We start from the raw sequence: 18,109 nt of genomic DNA, 5'->3' as shown, positions 1-18,109 counted from the left end.
CCGGTAAAGTGGCGGGGTCGTCATCACACCCGTACGGGGGGAAGCCGGTGCAATTCCGGCGCTGAGCCTCCCCCAACTCTCGGCTTCGCTCGAGCCGGGGGCACCCCCATCCGTGAGCCGTCCACCGCCGGACGGTGAGCCGGACTGCCCCGCACGGGACGTTGACCGGCTCGCGTGCGCGGCGACTCGCAGCGCACGGCACCGTCGAGGTTTACGGAGCCGAGCCGCCCGGGGTGTTCCCGTGCGCTGCCGGTTCCCCGCAGGGAGAGGTCGTCGCCGACCATGAACGTCCGCCGCAGTGCCGCGGTTCTCGCCGCCCTGGGTGTGCTGGCCGCCGCCGCACCCGCCATGGCCGCCGACCCGTCCCCGTCCGCTTCCCCGAAGGTGACGATCCCGTCCGGGCTGTTCGGCAAGGCGGATCCGACGTACGACGGTGTCTGGCGCCAGTCGCTCGCCCTGCTCGCCCAGCGGACGCTCGGCTACCGCCCGGCCGACTCGGCCGTCGACTGGCTGGTCGGGCAGCAGTGCGACAAGGGCGGCTTCGCGGCGTTCCGGGCCGACACCGCCAAGCCCTGTGAGGGCAAGGGCGGTGCCCAGCCCGACACCAACAGCACGGCCGCCGCCGTCCAGGCGCTGCAGACGGTCGGCGGTCACGACGCCGAGGTCCGCAAGGCCCTGGTCTGGCTGACGACGCTGCAGAACAAGGACGGCGGCTGGGGCTACTCGCCCGGCGCCCCGAGCGACACCAACTCCACCGGCGTCGTCGTCGGCGCGTTCGCCGCGGTCGGCCAGGATCCCGCCCAGCTGCACCTCCAGGGCAAGAGCCCGTACGACCTGCTGGCCAAGTGGTCCCTGTCGTGCGAGGGCGCCGAGGGCGGAGCGCTCGCCTACCAGCCCGACAAGAAGGGCAAGCTGACCGCCAACGCGGACGCGACGGCGGCCGGTGTGCTGGGCGCACTTGGCAAGGGGTTCGTGACCGAGGCCGGGAAGGCCCCGGAGCAGGGTTACGTCTGCGCCAACTCCGGCAAGCCGCTCACCCCGGCGCAGGTGGCGCGCAACGGCTCCGCCTACCTGGGGGAGGCCATGACCGGCGACGGGTACCTGAAGTCCGTCCTGCCCGGGGCCAAGGACCAGCCCGACTACGGCAACACCGCGGACTCGGTCGTCGCGCTCGCCGCGACCGGCTGGACCCGGCTGGCGAAGAAGCCGTACGCCTGGCTGGAGAAGAACGCGGCGAAGTGGGCGGAGCAGAGCGGCCCGGCCGCCTACGCCGAGCTGATCTTCGCGGCGCACGCGATGGGCGACGACCCGCACGACTTCGGCGGCACGGACCTGGTGCAGGCGCTCAACGCGACGGGCCCGGCACCGCAGAAGGCGGCCGCCACCGCTGAGCCCGGCAAGCGCGCCGAGCACGGCTCGGGCATCGGTGTCTGGTGGATCGTCGGGGCCGGCCTCGTCTTCGGCGTCGGCATCGGCATCCTGCTCAGCGGCCGCCGGAAGCGGCAGCAGCTGTGACCGCCGTCCGCCGTGCCCCGGCCCTGCTGGTCGCCGCGCTCGTCCTCGTCGCCGGCGCCGCCCAGGCGCATGCCGCCGGTTACCGCTACTGGTCGTTCTGGGAGCGGGACGGCGGCCGCTGGACGTACGCCACCGAGGGCCCGTCGACCGCCCGTCCCGACGACGGCGCCGTCCAGGGCTTCCGCTTCGCGGTGAGCGAGGACTCCGCGGACGCGAGCCGGCCGCGCGGCACGGCGGACTTCGCCACGATCTGCGCGGGGACGCCCGCGAAGCCGGGTACGAAGCGGGTGGCCCTCGTCCTCGACTTCGGCACGGCGGCGGACGCCCCGTCCGGCGAGACCCCGCCCGCCGGGCGCACGGCCTGCGCCCGCGTCTCCCCCGACGCGACGACGGCCGAGGCCCTGGCAGCCACGGCCAAGCCCCTCCGCTACGACACCAACGCCCTGCTGTGCGCGATCGCCGGGTATCCGCGGAAGGGGTGCGGGGAGCAGGTGACGACGGAGAAGAAGCCGACGGCTGCCGCCGAGAAGCCCCAGCAGAAGGACAACGGCCCCTCCCTCGGCCTGCCGATCGGCGTGGGCGTGGTCGCACTCCTGGCCGGGGCGGCGGTGTGGCAGGCGCGGCGGCGCAGGAATGTATAGCAACACCACCGTAGCTGCGGGCAGTCGTGCCGCTGGGGCGGCACGGGTGGGCAATGGGGGTCCCCCCGCTCGAGCGAAGCCGAGAGTGGGGGAGGCACCCCGCCAGCGCGGGCAAGCGCAGCCCACCCCCGGTCGGCACCAGCGCCGTGCGCACCTGCACCCCGGTGCCTGGTGGCTCTGGTCGCTCGGGCTCGGTACCGCGGCCACCCGCACCACCAACCCCCTCCTTCTCGCCCTCCTCATAGCCGCAGCGGGCTACGTAGTGGCCACCCACCGCTCCGCCGCCCCCTGGGCCCGCTCCTACACCGCCTTCGCCAGACTCGCCGCCGCCGTCCTCCTCATCCGCCTCGCCTTCACGGTCGTCCTCGGCTCCCCCATCCCCGGCACGCACGTCCTGCTCACCCTCCCCGAAGTCCCCCTCCCGCACTGGGCGCAGGGCATCCGCCTCGGCGGCGAAGTCACCGCGGAGGCCCTCCTCTTCTCCGGCTACAACGGCCTGCAGCTCGCCGCCCTCCTCATCTGCGTCGGCGCCGCCAACGCCCTGGCCAGCCCGGCCCGCCTGCTCAAGTCCCTGCCCGGCGCCCTGTACGAGATCGGCGTGGCCGTGGTCGTCGCGCTCACCTTCGCGCCGCACCTGATCGCCGACGTCCAGCGGCTGCGCGCCGCCCGCCGGCTGCGCGGCCGCCCGGACCGGGGGATACGGGGCCTGCTCCAGGTCGGACTGCCGGTCCTGGAGGGCGCGTTGGAGCGTTCGGTCGCCCTCGCCGCCGCGATGGACGCCCGCGGCTACGGCCGTACCGCCGCCGTCCCCGCCCGGGTGCGCCGTACGACGACCGCGCTCACCCTCGGCGGCCTGCTCGGCGTGTGTGCGGGAACGTACGGGCTGCTCACCGCGGAGGGCGGTACGTACGGGCTCCCGGTGCTGGGGGCCGGGGTCGTCGCCGCGCTCGCGGGCCTGCGTCTGGGCGGCCGCCGTACCCCGCGCACCCGGTACCGCCCGGAGCCGTGGGGTGTGCACGCGTGGCTGGTCGCGGGCTCGGGTGCCGCGGTCGCCGCGCTGCTCGCCCTCGCCTCGGTACGCGATCCGCAGGCGCTGCACCCCGGAGTCGTACCGCTGGTGGCCCCCACTCTCCCGCTGTGGCCGGCGGCCGCGGTCCTGCTCGCCACGCTGCCCGCCTTCATCGTCCCCAAGGAGCCGTCGTGATCCGCTTCGAGGAGGTCAGCGTCACGTACGAGGGCGCGGCCGAACCGACCGTCCGGGGCGTGGACTTCGAGGTGCCCGAGGGTGAACTCGTGCTGCTCGTCGGCCCGTCCGGGGTCGGCAAGTCGACGGTGCTGGGCGCGGTCAGCGGGCTGGTCCCGCACTTCACCGGCGGCACCCTGCGCGGCCGTGTCACGGTGGCCGGCCGGGACACCCGGACCCACCGGCCGCGCGAACTCGCGGACGTGGTCGGCACGGTGGGGCAGGATCCGCTCGCGCACTTCGTGACGGACACGGTGGAGGACGAACTCGCGTACGGCATGGAGTCGTTGGGGCTCGCGCCCGAGGTGATGCGGCGCCGGGTGGAGGAGACGCTGGACCTGCTGGGCCTGGCCGACCTGCGCGACCGCCCGATCGCCACGCTCTCCGGCGGACAGCAGCAGCGGGTCGCGATCGGCTCGGTCCTCACCCCGCACCCGCAGGTGCTGGTCCTCGACGAGCCGACCTCGGCGCTCGACCCGGCGGCCGCGGAGGAGGTGCTGGCGGTCCTGCAGCGCCTGGTCCACGACCTGGGTACGACGGTCCTGCTGGCCGAGCACCGCCTGGAGCGCGTGATCCAGTACGCCGACCGGGTCGTCCTGCTGCCCTCCCCCGGCGCCGCCCCGCTGCACGGCGACCCGGCCGAGCTGATGTCCGTCTCCCCGGTGTACCCACCGGTGGTCGACCTGGGCCGCCTGGCGGGCTGGTCCCCGCTGCCGCTGACCGTGCGGGACGCCCGCCGCCGCGCCACTGACCTGCGGGAACGCCTGGCTTGCGTGGCTGCGGGCAGTCGTGCCGACGTAGCTGCGGGCAGTCGTGCCGCTGGGGCGGCACGGGTGGGCGATGGGGGTCCCCCCGCTCAAGCGAAGTCGAGAGTGGGGGAGGCACCCCGCCAGCGCGGGGAAGCGACCCCACCCCAGGCCGAGGCCAGCACCGCCCCCGCCGTCCGACGCCTCTTCCGTCGCCGCCCCACGCCCGCCCCGGAACTTTCGCGGCAGCACATCGCCGAAGTCCGCTCCCTGGCCGTCCGCCGGGACCGCATCACCGCCCTCCGCCACATCGACCTGACCGTGGCCCCCGGTGAGACGGTCGCGCTGATGGGCCGCAACGGCGCCGGAAAGTCCACACTCCTCGGCTCCCTCGTCGGACTGGTGGAGCCCACCGCCGGTACCGTCCACGTCGGCGGAGCCGTACCGCATCGGACCCCGCCCCGGGATCTCGTGCGCCGGGTCGGTCTCGTTCCGCAGGAGCCGCGGGACCTGTTGTACGCGGACACCGTGGCCGCCGAGTGCACGGCCGCCGACCGGGACGCGGGTGCCGCGCCCGGCACCTGCCGGGCCCTGGTGTCCGAGCTGCTGCCGGACATCACGGACGACACCCACCCCCGCGACCTCTCCGAGGGCCAGCGCCTGGCACTCGCCCTGGCGGTCGTGCTGGCCGCACGCCCTCCCCTTCTGCTGCTCGACGAGCCGACCCGGGGCCTGGACTACGCGGCCAAGGCCCGCCTGGTCACCGTGTTGCGCGCGCTGGCCGCCGAGGGGCACGCGATCGTGCTGGCCACGCACGACGTGGAGCTGGCGGCCGAGATCGCGCACCGGGTGGTGCTGCTCGCCGACGGCGAGGTGATCGCCGACGGCCCGACGGCGGAGATCGTGGTCTCGTCCCCGTCCTACGCCCCGCAGGTCACCAAGATCCTGGCCCCGCAGCCCTGGCTGACCGTGACCGAGGTCCGGGAGGCCCTGGCGTCAGCACCACCTCGCGTGACCACCACCTCGCAGGCCCGGGAGGCCCAGGCATGACCACCACCTCCCAGGCCCGCATCCGCGCCGTCCAACTCGGCCCCCGCTCCCTCGCCGCCCTGGTCCTGGTCAGCGCGGTCGGTGTGGTCGGCTTCTGCTGGCCCTTCCTCGCCCCGCCCACCTCGCAGATCGGCGCGCACGCCGAGGACGCGCCCTGGCTGTTCGCGGGCCTGCTGGTCCTGCTGGTCGCGGTCGTGGCGGCGACGATCTCCGAGTCCGGTCTCGGTCCGAAGGCCGTCGCCATGCTGGGCGTACTGGCCGCGACCGGTGCGGCGCTGCGCCCGATCGGCGCGGGCACGGCCGGGATCGAGCCCATGTTCTTCCTGATGGTGCTGAGCGGGCGGGTACTCGGCCCCGGCTTCGGCTTCGTGCTCGGCTCGGTGACGATGTTCGCGTCCGCGCTGCTCACGGGCGGGGTCGGCCCGTGGATGCCGTTCCAGATGCTGGCGATGGGCTGGTTCACGATGGGCGCCGGGCTCCTCCCGGGCCAGGTCAGGCTGCGCGGCCGGGGCGAACGGCTGCTGCTGGCGGCCTACGGCTTCGTCGCGGCCTTCGCCTACGGCACGGTCATGAACCTGGCCGGCTGGCCCTTCATGGGCGCCCTGACCTCGAACATCGCCTTCGACCCGGCCGGGACGGTCCCCGCCAACCTGGCCCGGTTCGCCGCCTACTGCCTGGCCACCTCCATGGGCTGGGACCTGGGCCGGGCGGTCTGCACGGTCGTTCTCACCCTCGTCCTCGGCCCGGCGCTGCTGCGCGCGCTGCGCCGGGCCACCCGGCGGGCCGCTTTCGAGACCGCGGTCACATTCGACGCTCCCGCTGTGTGAGGGGCCGTATCCGGGCTGTCAGCTCCCCGGTGAAGCACCCCACATGACGCAGGTCACCTACGATCCGGGATCGTTGTTCGTTATGTCCGATTCGTCCTCTCGTGCACCCCTTCCGACCTGCACGTTGAGACGCACGCCACACAAACGACCTTTGCCGCCGATCCGGCCACAACTAGTAAAAGGGGTCATTGCGGACGTGCCTCAAGCCTGTTTCTGTTGAGGACGTCGCCAGGCGCCACGAGCCCGAACGGGTCGCGGCGCCGACGTATGGCCCGGCCACCACAGAGCGGGTGGCTACGACATACGGGCGATCTCCTGTCCCCGACGTAAGAGGTTCTCCGTGTCCGTCTCCTTCATCCGCCGCATCGCTTCCCCGAAGAAGGCCCTCACCGCCGCCGCCGTGGCCGCCGCCACCGCCGGTCTGGCCCTGACCGCGGCGCCCGCCCAGGCCGCCACCACCCAGGCCTCCTCCGCCCAGGCGATCGCGCACAAGATGATCCCGGACGCCGCGCAGTTCAACGCCTTCAGCAAGATCGTCGAGCACGAGAGCGGCTGGAACCCCGCCGCCACCAACAGCTCCTCCGGCGCCTACGGCCTGGTCCAGGCCCTGCCGGGCTCGAAGATGTCCTCCGCCGGTTCCGACTGGAAGACCAACCCGGCCACCCAGATCAAGTGGGGTCTGGACTACATGAACTCCCGCTACGGCAGCCCGGTCCAGGCCTGGAGCTTCTGGCAGGCCAACGGCTGGTACTAAGCCGTTCCACCGCCGAACCACCGAGCGATCTTCGGCAGGGCGGCGACGTACGACCCCACGTGGTCGACGTCCCCCTGATCCAGTACCCGCACCCTCGCCCCCTGACGGGCGAGGGTGCGCGCGCATGTCCGGGCGTTGCCGATCGGCACGTCCGTGTCCTTCTCCCCCGCGTAGAGCCGCACCGGCACGTCCGGCTTCCAGTCGCAGGTGTGGTCGTTGGCACGCAGCGCCGCCAGGAACCCACCCGTGGGGTGGGTGAGCTGCCGGTAGAAGTCGTCCGTCAGCAGCTCCTTCACGTTCGGCGCGAGCTGCCGGACGATGTCCTCCTCCTCGTGCCGCCCGTCGAAGAGCCCCTCGACCCGGTCCGCGTAGGGCGCCCGGAAGACCTGGGCGGGGTTGTCGTAGATGTGATGCAGCCGGTTCTGGGCGGTGAGGAAGTACGAGATGTACAGCACACCGCTGGTGTCGTTGACCCGCCCGTCCGCGAGCGCGGGCACTTCCGTCCCCGCCAGGTCGTACGGCCCCGCCACCGGCGCCAGCGCCTTCAGCCGGAATCCGGGCGCGTCCCCGTGCCGCACCGCCCGCCCCACGGCCATCGCGACCTGCCCGCCCTGCGAGAAGCCGGTCGCGTACAGATCCCCGTTCACCGTGCGGCCGAGCCGCCCCGCCGCCGTCCGGGCCGCCCGCAGCATGTCGACGGAGGCGGTCACGGCGGACCGCGTGTCCATGTACGGATGGCGGCCCGGCCCCTTGCCCAGCCCCAGATAGTCGGGCGCGGCGACGGCGTGCCCGGCCGAGGCGAAGAGATACGACTGAGCCCGCGCATCCTCCGACACGGAGGGCGCGTAGTCGCGGTCGGCCATGGTCCCGTGCGTGTCGGAGACGAGGTCGAGGGTGCGACCGCCGCCCTCGGGAACGGTGAGCAGACCGGTTGCGGTGGTGGGCCGCCCGTACGGGTCGACGGTGCGGTACGTCACCCGGTACGCCCGGACGCCGTACCGCAGCGAGTCGGTCCCGACGTGCAGTTCCTCCAGACCGCGGGCGACCTCCGCCCGACTGTGCCGGGCGACCGGTACGACGGACACCACCTCTCCCCGGTGGCTTCCGCGCGGCCCGGCGACGGCGGCCGGAGCGACGGCGATACCGGCGAGCAGCGCCACAGTCGCGACCGCACCCCCCTTCCGGATACGCCGACCGGGCTGCTTTTCTCCTGCTTTACGCGTGTCCTCTGTCATGTCCCGAACGCTACGGACGCACGCTTCGCCGGGACATCCGAGAGTCCCCCGCGCCCATGGTGGACCTGTCACCACCCCGCCTGTCCGGCTGACCGGAGGAAGCATGACGACGCCGTCACCACCCGTGGCCGACCCGGAGGCACGGGGGGTGCGGCTCGTGGTCGTACTCCTGGTGCTGACCGTGGTCAGCGGCCTGATCGACGCGGTCAGCTATCTGGGCCTGGGCCGGGTCTTCACGGCCAACATGACCGGCAACGTGGTGGTGCTCGGCTTCGCGGCGGCCGGCGCACCCGGCTTCTCCGTCCCGCACACCGCGACCTCGCTGGCCTGCTTCCTGCTGGGCGCGGTGACCGGCGGCCGGGTGGCGGCCCGGTACGGCAAGGGCTCGCGCCGCAGGTGGGCCCGGCTGACCCTCGCTGCGGAGACGCTCCTGGTCGCCGCGTCGGCGGCGGTGGCCTTCGCCTGGCCGGACACGCCCGGCACCCGCTACGCCCTCATCGCCCTCACCGCGTTCGCGATGGGCCTGCGCAACGCGACGGTCCGCAAACTGGGCATCCCCGACCTGACGACCACGGTCCTCACGATGACCCTGACCGGCCTGGCCTCCGAATCCCGCTTCGGCGACGCCACGGGCCACCGCTCCCCGCGCCGCACGGCCTCCGTGATCGCGATGGTCGCAGGCGCCGCCCTCGGCGCCTGGCTGGTCCTCCACCACGGCCTGGGCATCCCGCTGCTGATCTCGGCGGTGCTGTCGGGGGTGCTGGCGGTGGTGGCGTCGGGGCGGGAATAGCTCTGTGCCGACTTCACCGTTTCCGCTGCGCGGCGCTGAGCCGCTCGACCTCATTCCGGATCAGGTGACCTCGGGGGAGGCAGGAACCGGGCATAGGGACGGGGTGTTCCTGCCTCCCTCGGGGTGGGCCGGCGGCGCCGGGAGCCGTCGGCCCCGATCCATGGGTCAGGCCGTGGTGACCTGGAGTTCCTTGACGCCGTTGATCCAGGCCGAGCGCAGCCGGCGGGGGTCGCCGACCAGGCGGAGGTCCGGCATGGCGTCGGCTATCGCGGTGAAGATGAGGTCGATCTCCAGAACCGCCAGGGACTTGCCGAGGCAGAAGTGGGGACCGCCACCGCCGAAGCCGAGGTGGGGGTTGGGATCGCGGGTGATGTCGAAGGCGTCGGGGTCGGTGAAGACCTCGGGGTCGTGGTTGGCGGAGGCGTAGAAGAGGCCCACCCGGTCGCCCTTCTTGATCTGGACTCCGCCGAGTTCCGTGTCCTGGGTGGCCGTGCGCTGGAAGGAGTTGACCGGGGTCGCCCAGCGGACGATCTCCTCGGCCGTCGTCGCCGGGCGCTCGCGCTTGAAGAGGTCCCACTGGTCGGGGTGGGTGAGGAAGGCGTGCATACCGTGCGTGATGGCGTTGCGGGTCGTCTCGTTGCCCGCCACCGCCAGCATCAGCACGAAGAAGCCGAACTCGTCGGAGTTCAGGTTGCCTTCGTCCTCCGCGGCCACCAGGGTCGTCACGATGTCGTGGGCCGGGCACTGCTTGCGCTCGGCGGCCATGTTCATCGCGTAGGCGAGGATCTCGGTGGCCGACTCCGCTCCGACCTCCTCGGTGATCGCGTACTCGGGGTCGTCGTAGGCGATCATCTTGTTGGACCAGTCGAAGATCTTGGACCGGTCCTCCTGCGGTACGCCGATCAGCTCGGCGATGGCCTGCAGGGGCAGTTCGCAGGCGACCTCGGTGACGAAGTCGAAGGGACCCGAGCGGGCCCGGGCGGCCGCGACGATCGCCCCGGCGCGGGCGCGCAGCCGCTCCTCCAGGGCGCGTATGGAGCGTGGCGTGAAGCCACGTTGCACGATCTGACGCACCCGGGTGTGCTCGGGCGGGTCCATGTTCAGGAGGATCAGCCGCTGGGCGTCGATCGCGTCGCGCTCGATGTGCTCGTTGAACCGGATGATCGCGGTATTGAGGGTCGAGGAGAAGAGTTCCGGGTGCGTGGAGACGTACTTGACGTCCGCGTGCCGGGTCACGGCCCAGTAGCCGTCGTCGGCGAAGCCCGCCAGGCCGTGCGGCTGCGGGATCCAGCGGACCGGCTCGGTACGGCGCAGCTCGGCGAACTCCGGGAGCGGAACGCGGTGGTGCAGCAGGTCGGGGTCGGTGAAGTCGAACCCGTCGGGCAGCGCGGGGCAGTGCATGGGCGACTCCCAACCATCTGACGGCCCATCAGTAAGTGCCGAGAACGTAGTAACGGGTTCTAAAACTGGCAAGAGGTACGGCACCCCCAATCCGTGCGGAGTTCGTGCAGATCACGCCTTCGGCACCTGCAAGACCCTTGCGGCGATGGACATCACGTCAGCAGACTGCACAGGGAACTAGAACGCGTACTAGTTCTGGAGGAGAGCCCTCTCGGAGAGGACCCGCACCCATGGCCGCCGAACCCGTGATCGTCGAAGCCGTACGCACCCCCATCGGCAAGCGCGGCGGCGCGCTCGCCAATCTGCACCCCGCCTACCTCCTGGGCGAGACCTACCGTGAACTCCTCGGCCGCACCGGCATCCCCGCCGACGCGGTGGAACAGATCGTCGGCGGCACGGTCACCCACGCCGGCGAGCAGTCCATGAACCCCGCGCGCACGGCCTGGCTGACCATGGGGCTGCCGTACGAGACGGCGGCGACGACCGTCGACTGCCAGTGCGGCTCCTCGCAGCAGGCCTCGCACATGGTGGCCAACATGGTCGCGGCGGGCGTGATCGACGTGGGGATCAGCTGCGGCGTCGAGGCCATGTCGCGCGTACCGCTGGGCTCGGGCTCCAAGCACGGCCCGGGCAAGCCCTTCCCCGACGAGTGGAACGTCGACCTGCCCAACCAGTTCGAGGCGGCCGAGCGGATCGCCCGGCACCGGGGGTTGACGAGGGAGAACGTGGACGCACTGGGGCTGTTGTCCCAGGAAAGGGCGGCCCACGCGTGGGCGGAGGAACGTTTCAAGCGGGAGACCTTCGCCGTGCAGGTGCCCACCACCGAGGAGGAGCAGCACGCCGGGCAGGGCATGTGGCGCCTTGTCGACAAGGACGAGGGGCTGCGGGACACGTCGATGGAGGCGCTGGCCGGGCTGAAGCCGGTGATGCCGACGGCGGTGCACACGGCGGGCAACTCGTCCCAGATCTCGGATGGGGCCGCGGCCATCATGTGGGCGTCGAAGCGGATGGCTCGCGCCCTGAAGCTGAAGCCGAGGGCGCGGATCGTGGCCCAGGCGCTGGTGGGTGCCGACCCGCACTTCCATCTGGACGGGCCGATCGACGCGACCAAGGCGGTGCTGGGGAAGGCCGGGATGTCCCTGAAGGACATCGACCTGGTCGAGATCAACGAGGCTTTCGCGTCGGTGGTGTTGAGCTGGGCTCAGGTCTTCGAGCAGGACCTGGAGAAGGTCAACGTGAACGGCGGTGCGATTGCCCTGGGGCACCCGGTCGGCGCGACGGGCGCCCGCCTGATCACCACCGCCCTGCACGAACTGGAGCGCGCGGACAAGGAGTTCGCACTGGTCACGATGTGTGCGGGCGGTGGGCTGGCTACCGGGACGATCATTCAGCGGCTGTAGAGGCCCAGTTCACGAAGGTGGTGAAGGTGGCGGGGTCGATCGTGAGGATCGGTCCCGCCGGGGTCTTTGAGTCGCGGATGGCGAGGGTGGCGCAGGGGGTGTCGGCGATCTCTACGCAATCGCCGCCCTGGTCACCGCTGTACGACGACTTACGCCAGGCGAGCGGGCCGAGCGGCACGCACTCGACGCATTGGCCGCCCTGGTCGCCGCTGTAGCTGGACTTACGCCAGTTGCTCCCCATAGCGGTCCTCCATCACCTCTCGGATCAGCCCCGCCGAGTCCTTGATCGAGAGCGCGGCGGCTCGTAGATGATCGTAACGGAGCGAGCAGTCCCTGACGGTGTCCGGGTTGGCGGTCGTATGCCCGCTGCCGTACCCCTCGGTATAGACGATGGTCGGATCGCCGACGAAGCGGTAGACGTTGAACGAGCCTTGCAGTCCCGCGTGCGCCCCGGCCGAAAACGGCAGCACCTGGATGTTGATCCGCAGGTTGTTCTCGAAGCTCAACAGGTGGGCCAGTTGCCCGCGCATGATCTCCGGCCCGCCGATCTCCTGTTTCAGCGCTGCCTCACTGAGCACGCTCCAGAAGACCGGCGGCTCCTCCCTCTCGAAGATGCGCTGGCGGGCCAGCCGTACGGTCGAGCGGTCGTCGAGGTCGGTGTCGTCCAGCGCGCCGAGCACCGCACGCACGTACTCCGGAGTCTGCAACAGCCCGTGAATCATGCCCATCTGGAACGTACAGATCTCCGTCGCCCGCACCTCCAGCTCCGCCACCTGCTGAAACCACGCCGGAAGTTGACTTCGCATCACCAGCGGATGGAGCCGGGACAGTAACCCACCCGTCCCCAGCGCCGCATCCGCACGCTCGCTGAAATCCAGGGTTGGCAGCTTTCGAGCCGTCTCCACCTGGCCGACCAACGACCCCGTGAAGTTGATGATGTCCCCGAGCTGCCGCTGGGTCAGCCCCGCCGCCTCCCGGCACCGGCGCAGCTCGAAGCCGTAGTAGTCGAGCGGCGAGGCGCCTGGGTCGAGGGCGTTGATGTTCACCATGCCAAGTCCCCTCTCGGACCTGTTGTGTTCATCCCGTAGCCCAGAGTAGTGATGCGAGGTCAGCCTCGTACTGTGAACCTCTACTTTCCCCAGTACCGCATGAACCTCACCGTCGGCGAGCACTCGGTCCGCCACATCCGCCGTATCGTCCGCTCGCTGCTCGGGGAGTGGGAGCTGGCCCACCTGACCGACACCCTCGAACTGGCCGTGAGCGAGCTGGTCACCAACGTCGTACGCCATGTCCCCGACCGCCGCTGCTCCCTTGTCGTGCTGCGGCAGGCGGCGGGGGTGCGGGTGGAGGTGACGGACGGGTGGCTCCAACTGCCGTGCGTTCCCGACCAGTCGGCGCCGGAGGCGAATGGTGGACGTGGGCTGCTGCTGCTCGATGCCCTGGTCGGGAAGTGGGGGGTGGAGCCCGCGCCCGGGGCGGCAAGACGGTGTGGTTCGAGTGCGTGGTGGCCTGACCAGTCGACGTCCGCCGCGTATTCCCGCAATCCGGGGACGGAGAGTGCCCCGAGGATTACTGTGCTCGGCATCGCGGTCGACGGGGGGCGTTTCACCGGGGGGTGACGGCGCGAGGACCGCGTGGTGCGCGTATCGGGTGATCCGGCTTGGGGGGAGTGGGCATGGCGCTGCTCGACGAAATGGCGGTTCTGGCGCAGGCCGGAGGAGCGGCGGTCATGGCGGCGGCGGCCACCGACGGCTGGCACCGGTTCAGCGACCGGGCCGCGCGTCTCCTCGGGCGGGGCGATCCCGCTCTGGAGGGCGCGGCGGCCGACCGTCTGGACCGCACGGCCGCCGCCCTGCGAGCCGCCTCCGACGGGGACGAGCAGGAGCGGGTACGGACGGAGCACGCGCGGCTGTGGCGGGACGAGTTCGCCGACCTGTTCGCTGCGCCCGGGCCCACGGACGTGAACCGGGTGATGGCCGAACTCCGCGCTCTCGCCGAGGAGTTCGGTGCCGCGCCGAGCACGTCGGGGCAGACCATCGTCAACACGACCTTCCACGGTCCGGCCAACGTCCAGTACGGCCACCACAGCCGCCAGGACATCCGCTTCGGATCCGCGGAATGACCGGCTCGGACCACGAGTTCCACGGTCCGGCCTTCGTCCAGTACGGCTCCGGCAGCGTCCAGGAGATCACGACGAGCTACACGCTCGCCGCGTCGCCCCTGGACCGGGCCGCCGACAGGCTGGCGGAGCAGGTGTACGCCTGGTGGGACGAGGAGGCGGGCAACCGGGGCCTGCTGAGCCCGGCTCCGCTGCCCGTCCGCTGGCAGCTGAGCGAGGCGGGCAGCACCGCGCGGGTTGCCGCGGCCACCGCCGAGGGCACCCGGCGCCGGTTCGCTCCGCTGCCCGGTGCCACGGCGGTCACCGAGGAGCGGCTTCGCGCGGGCGGTGGCCTCACCGAGCTGTTCGAGGTCTACGCGGGCCTGGCCTCCGGCCGGATCCTGCTGGTCGGACCCGAGGGATCGGGCAAGACGGCAGCCGTCGTCCTGCTGCTTCTGGACGCGCTGCGACACCGGCAGGACGAGCCGGACCCGCAGCGGCGGGCGCGCATCCCGGTGCCCGTGCTGATGTCACTGAACGGGTGGGAGCCGCAGGAGGAGCGGCCGATCGACTGGGCGGTCAGGAGACTGTCCCGGCGGCACGGGCACAACGTCCGTGAGCTGCTGAAGGCCGGCCGGATCGCTCTCCTGCTGGACGGCTTCGACGAAGTCGCCAAGGAAGTGCGGGCCGACGCGGTCGCCGCGCTGGCGGCTGCCCCGTACCGCGTGCTGCTGGTCTCCCGCACCGTGGAGGCACTGCACACCCCGGGCCAGGCGCAGCTGAGCGACGCCGTGGCCCTGGCTCTCCGGTCGGTCCGCCCCGCCGACGCGGCCGACCATCTGCTCAGGCTGCCACTGCCCGATCCCGTACCCGAGGCCTGGCAGGAACTCAGTCGCCGCCTGGTGAAGCAGCCGAACAGCGCCGTGGCCAAGGCGCTGACCAAACCCCTGGCCATCAGCCTGCTGCGGGAGCTGGGCCCCGACAGCGGGGCGGTGGAGGAGATCCTCGGCCTGCGCGGCTCCCGTGCCGTCGAGGACCGCCTGCTCGATCACGCGGTCCGGGCCGCCTACACGCCGAGACCCGGCTGCAAGCGTCCCCGCTACTCCCCCGAGCAGGCGGAGCGGACGCTCAGGTACATCGCCGAGCGGCTCACCGAGGAGAAGACGTACGACCTGCGGTGGTGGCAGATCCCCTGCTGGGGCCGCCCGCGAGCCAGGGCGGTCCTCACCTGGTCGCTTTCCATCTGGATCTATCTGGCGATCATGGCGTACATGCTGACGCTCGCGACGAGTTACCTGACCGTCGTCACGGCTCTGGGAGTGCCGGTCGGGGCCGGTGTCGACCTGGCTCTGCGGCTGCGGCAGCTCAACCACCCGCAGCCGCTGGAGAGCGCGGGCTGGCGGGATGTGTTCCCCCGCGGAGCGATCGCCGCGGGCATCGCCACCTGGCTCGCCACGGTCGCCGTGTACGGGGCCTCGCGGTGGCTCTGGGGCAGCCCCGCCCCGGTGTGGATGTGGTTCCTGATCACCGTTCCTTTCGGCCTCGGCATCGCGATGGGCAGTGGCCGTGGTGCCACGCTGATGGGCCGCACCATGCTCGCTCCCCAGGCGCCTTCCCCGTACGAGCCCCGTGAAGAGGAGTTCCTCCCGAGCCCGACGTCCGAGAGCCGGGTGATCGACCCGAGCGACGTGTGGCGGCACCACGTCCGGCTGCGGCTGCCGCTCGGCCTGATGGTCGGCGCGGCCATCGGCTCGTTCTGGGGCTGCGTGGCCGGGGACGCGGCCGGGCTCGTGCCCGGCATCGTCGTCGGCGTGATCACGAGCCTCGGACCCGCCGTCAGGTGCGGCGTGGTCCCCAACCTCGCCGTCGCCACCACCCTCACCGCCGTACAGCTGTCGCGGAGCGAGGGCACCCCCGTCCGCCTGATGTCCTTCCTGAAGGACGCCCACGAGCGCAACCTGCTGCGCGCGACGGGCCCGGTGTACCAGTTCCGGCACGCCCGGTTGCAGGAACGGCTGGCCCGGCCGGTGAAGTGATCAGCCGGCCTGCACCGGGTCCAGCTCCTCCTGGGCCGCGACCGCCGTGACCACCCGCGCCCGCGGCCCCTGGAAGACGTACGACAGCCCGAAGCCCGCGGCGACGACCACCGCGCCGCCGACCGCGTCCAGCACCCAGTGGTTGCCGGTCGCGACGATGGCCGAGACGGTGAAGAAGGGGTGCAGCAGGCCGAGGGCCTTCATCCACCACTTCGGGGCGAGGAGCACGATGACGATCCCGCACCACAGCGCCCAGCCGAAGTGCAGGGACGGCATCGCCGCGTACTGGTTGGTGAGCGCGGTCAGGGTGCCGTAGTCCGGCTTGGAGAAGTCCTGGACGCCGTGGACGGTGTCGATCATGCCGAGGGTCGGCATCAGACGCGGCGGGGCCAGCGGGAAGAGCCAGAAGCCGATCAGGGCGAGGAAGGTGGCGAAGCCTAGGGAGGCGCGGGCCCAGCGGTAGTCGACCGGGCGGCGCCAGTACAGGACGCCGAGGATGGTCAGCGGGACGACGAAGTGGAAGGACTCGTAGTAGAAGCCGAAGAAGTCCCGCAGCCAGTCGATCTTCGCCACCGCGTGGTTGACCGCGTGCTCGATGTCGATGTGCAGGAAGCGTTCGAGGTCGAGGACGAGGTGGCCGTGCTGTTCGGCGGTGGCGCGGCCCTTGGAGTTGCTGCCGCCGGTCGCGGCCAGGCGGACCTGCTGGTAGGCGGCGTACACCACGCGGAGGAGCAGCAGCTCCAGCAGCAGGTTCGGGCGGGTCAGCACCCGGCGCAGGAACGGCAGCAGGGGGACGCGCCGGAAACGGGCCGGGACCGCCGGGGCGTACTGCGCCGGGATCGGCTGCTGGTAGTACGGCGAGGTGCGGGACAGGAACGGTACGGCGGTGGCGGCGGCCAGGGCCGCGAGCAGCACGATGTTGTCCCGCAGCGGGTACAGGGCCGACATGTGCGGCAGCATCATCTCGGCCGGCAGGGTCGTGACCAGGACGACGGCGACCGGCCAGACGTAGCGGTCGGAGGCCCGCTTGCCGACCCGGCCGACGACCGCGAGCAGCACCCACAGCAGCTGGTGCTGCCAGGTGGTCGGGGAGACGGCGACGGCGGCGCAGCCCGTGATGGCGACGGCGAGCAGCAGCTGGCCGTCGCGGGCGTAGCGGACGGCGCGGCGCAGGGAGAGGGCGGCGACGGCCACGCCGAGCAGCAGGAAGAGGACGATCTCCAGGTTGCCGGTGAGGCCCAGCCGGAGCAGGCCGCCGTGCAGGGACTGGTTGGCGAGGGCGTCGGCCTTGCCGCCGAGGCCGACGCCGGCCATGTGGTGCACCCAGTAGGTGTACGAGTCGTGCGGCATCGCGGCCCAGGCGAGCGCGGTGCACGCGGCGAAGGTGCCGGCCGTGGTGAGGGCGGCCCGGCGGCGGCCGGTGAACCACAGCAGCGGGGCGAACAGCAGGACGGTCGGCTGGAGCGCGGCCGCCAGGCCTATGCACAGGCCGCTCTCGCGTTGCCCGCGTGCGGCGAAGCAGCCGAGCAGCACCAGCAGGACCGGGATGATGCTGGTCTGGCCGAGCCACAGGGTGTTGCGGACCGGCAGCGACAGCATGAGCAGGCTGATCGCGATCGGTGTGGCCAGGAGTGAGGTGCGCCGGCTGACGGGCTTGGGCAGCGCCCGGGCGGCGACCACTCCGAGGGCGACGACCAGCAGCAGGGTGCCGAAGGTCCAGCCCCAGCCGAGGGCCTGCTCGGCGGACTTGGTGAGCGGCTTCAGCACGAGCCCGCCGAAGGGGGTGCCGGTGAATCTCGTGGAGTCGTACAGCGAGCCCTTGACGTGCAGGACGCCGTTGGGCCCGACCCAGGTCTCCAGGTCGGTGAGGCGTTCGCCGCTCGGGGTGGTGAGGACGACGGCCATCTGCCGTACCGCGAGGATCGCGGCCACCGCCCACAGGGCCAGCCGGGTCGCTCTCAGACGAGCTCCGTGCGCCGTCTGCTCGAAAGCTTCCGTCGATGCCCCGCTGGGCTCCAGGTTCGCCACGCCGCGTCGGCCTCCCGCCCCGTTCGCTCGCTGGGGGAACCCTCCGAGGGTCCCACCCCCTCTGGACGGAGACGCAGGCAACCCCCTCTTCACCTGACGTCCGCCCGCCTTTGGTCCGGAAGACGCCGGTGCGCGGGGGGTGAGGTTGCCCCGGCCGGGCGCGACAAGGATCACAGTGCGGGGCACGCTTGCGGCCGTGGGAGCGGGCACACGTACCTGCGTACACCGCATTTAGCTGCACTCTGCATCGATTCACGTACGCCACGTAACAGGGCGAAGTGCACCTAGGGTCGCTTTCCGTCCCGTCCCCGATGAAAGGTAGGCGAGTTCCGTTTTGGCGTCCGC

Annotated in this window: 16 protein-coding genes; 11 read left to right on the top strand and 5 right to left on the bottom strand. The window is 71.9% G+C overall.

Translation table 11 applies throughout. From position 1 onward, the window contains the following. Positions 1-282: 282 nt before the first annotated feature. The 6 genes from CRP49_RS22080 (at position 283) to CRP49_RS22055 (ending at position 6,776) form a co-directional block, all read left to right on the top strand. Positions 283-1,515: a prenyltransferase/squalene oxidase repeat-containing protein gene (locus tag CRP49_RS22080; protein WP_097254947.1), complete on the top strand. Its 1,233-nt coding sequence runs from the start codon at positions 283-285 to the stop codon at positions 1,513-1,515. After that, on the top strand, positions 1,512-2,156 hold the full coding sequence (locus CRP49_RS22075) for an SCO2322 family protein (RefSeq protein WP_097254946.1): 645 nt from the start codon (positions 1,512-1,514) through the stop codon (positions 2,154-2,156). The genes CRP49_RS22080 and CRP49_RS22075 overlap by 4 nt, the downstream gene beginning before the upstream one ends. After that, entirely contained in the window at positions 2,149-3,360 is a 1,212-nt protein-coding gene (locus tag CRP49_RS22070) for an energy-coupling factor transporter transmembrane component T (protein WP_097254945.1), read from the top strand. The genes CRP49_RS22075 and CRP49_RS22070 overlap by 8 nt, the downstream gene beginning before the upstream one ends. Beyond that, positions 3,357-5,195 (top strand): ABC transporter ATP-binding protein, encoded by a 1,839-nt coding sequence (locus CRP49_RS22065; RefSeq protein ID WP_097254944.1) that lies wholly within the window; start codon positions 3,357-3,359, stop codon positions 5,193-5,195. Before CRP49_RS22070 ends, CRP49_RS22065 begins: the two co-directional genes overlap by 4 nt. Beyond that, positions 5,192-6,022 (top strand): ECF transporter S component, encoded by an 831-nt coding sequence (locus CRP49_RS22060; RefSeq protein ID WP_097254943.1) that lies wholly within the window; start codon positions 5,192-5,194, stop codon positions 6,020-6,022. Before CRP49_RS22065 ends, CRP49_RS22060 begins: the two co-directional genes overlap by 4 nt. A 340-nt stretch (positions 6,023-6,362) precedes the next feature. Continuing rightward, entirely contained in the window at positions 6,363-6,776 is a 414-nt protein-coding gene (locus tag CRP49_RS22055) for a transglycosylase SLT domain-containing protein (RefSeq protein ID WP_097254942.1), read from the top strand. On the opposite strand, the gene CRP49_RS22050 is transcribed toward CRP49_RS22055, so the two are convergent. Further along, positions 6,773-8,011, bottom strand: a complete 1,239-nt coding sequence (locus tag CRP49_RS22050) for a S9 family peptidase (RefSeq protein WP_097254941.1) — start codon at positions 8,009-8,011, stop codon at positions 6,773-6,775. The genes CRP49_RS22055 and CRP49_RS22050 overlap by 4 nt on opposite strands. 103 nt (positions 8,012-8,114) lie before the next feature. On the opposite strand from CRP49_RS22050, the gene CRP49_RS22045 reads away from it, so the two are divergent. Further along, positions 8,115-8,801 carry a YoaK family protein gene (locus tag CRP49_RS22045; RefSeq protein WP_097254940.1) on the top strand — a complete coding sequence of 229 codons (687 nt, stop codon included), beginning with the start codon at positions 8,115-8,117 and terminating at the stop codon, positions 8,799-8,801. A 165-nt stretch (positions 8,802-8,966) separates the two neighbouring features. Here the strand turns inward: CRP49_RS22045 and CRP49_RS22040 are convergent, their stop codons facing one another. Continuing rightward, a complete protein-coding gene (locus tag CRP49_RS22040; protein ID WP_097254939.1) occupies positions 8,967-10,202 on the bottom strand; it encodes a cytochrome P450 in 1,236 nt (411 codons plus the stop codon). 230 nt (positions 10,203-10,432) lie between these two features. On the opposite strand from CRP49_RS22040, the gene CRP49_RS22035 reads away from it, so the two are divergent. Continuing rightward, entirely contained in the window at positions 10,433-11,602 is a 1,170-nt protein-coding gene (locus CRP49_RS22035; RefSeq protein ID WP_097254938.1) for a steroid 3-ketoacyl-CoA thiolase, read from the top strand. On the opposite strand, the gene CRP49_RS22030 is transcribed toward CRP49_RS22035, so the two are convergent. Then, on the bottom strand, positions 11,586-11,843 hold the full coding sequence (locus tag CRP49_RS22030) for a DUF397 domain-containing protein (protein ID WP_097254937.1): 258 nt from the start codon (positions 11,841-11,843) through the stop codon (positions 11,586-11,588). The two genes, CRP49_RS22035 and CRP49_RS22030, sit on opposite strands and share 17 nt — an antisense overlap. Then, positions 11,824-12,651, bottom strand: a complete 828-nt coding sequence (locus tag CRP49_RS22025; protein ID WP_097254936.1) for a helix-turn-helix transcriptional regulator — start codon at positions 12,649-12,651, stop codon at positions 11,824-11,826. Before CRP49_RS22025 ends, CRP49_RS22030 begins: the two co-directional genes overlap by 20 nt. 72 nt (positions 12,652-12,723) lie before the next feature. On the opposite strand from CRP49_RS22025, the gene CRP49_RS22020 reads away from it, so the two are divergent. Genes CRP49_RS22020 through CRP49_RS22010 form a run of 3 tightly spaced genes read left to right on the top strand, consistent with a single transcriptional unit; the run spans position 12,724 to position 15,736 of the window. Next, complete coding sequence (locus CRP49_RS22020; RefSeq protein ID WP_306459745.1) at positions 12,724-13,221, top strand: ATP-binding protein; 498 nt, start codon at positions 12,724-12,726, stop codon at positions 13,219-13,221. Between the two features lie 56 nt (positions 13,222-13,277). Next, the gene (locus CRP49_RS22015; RefSeq protein WP_097254935.1) at positions 13,278-13,724 is read left to right on the top strand and encodes a hypothetical protein; all 447 of its coding nucleotides are present in this window, start codon (positions 13,278-13,280) and stop codon (positions 13,722-13,724) included. Further along, the gene (locus CRP49_RS22010) at positions 13,721-15,736 is read left to right on the top strand and encodes a hypothetical protein (protein WP_097254934.1); all 2,016 of its coding nucleotides are present in this window, start codon (positions 13,721-13,723) and stop codon (positions 15,734-15,736) included. The genes CRP49_RS22015 and CRP49_RS22010 overlap by 4 nt, the downstream gene beginning before the upstream one ends. Here the strand turns inward: CRP49_RS22010 and CRP49_RS22005 are convergent, their stop codons facing one another. After that, positions 15,737-17,764, bottom strand: a complete 2,028-nt coding sequence (locus tag CRP49_RS22005) for a bifunctional glycosyltransferase 87/phosphatase PAP2 family protein (RefSeq protein ID WP_179851706.1) — start codon at positions 17,762-17,764, stop codon at positions 15,737-15,739. It lies immediately after the preceding gene. Positions 17,765-18,109: the final 345 nt, after the last annotated feature.

Source organism: Streptomyces sp. Ag109_G2-15, from assembly GCF_900215565.1.
Taxonomy (GTDB): Bacteria; Actinomycetota; Actinomycetes; order Streptomycetales; family Streptomycetaceae; genus Streptomyces; species Streptomyces diastatochromogenes.
Note: the sequence above shows the minus strand (reverse complement) of the source record. Positions and strands in the feature narration are given on the sequence as shown.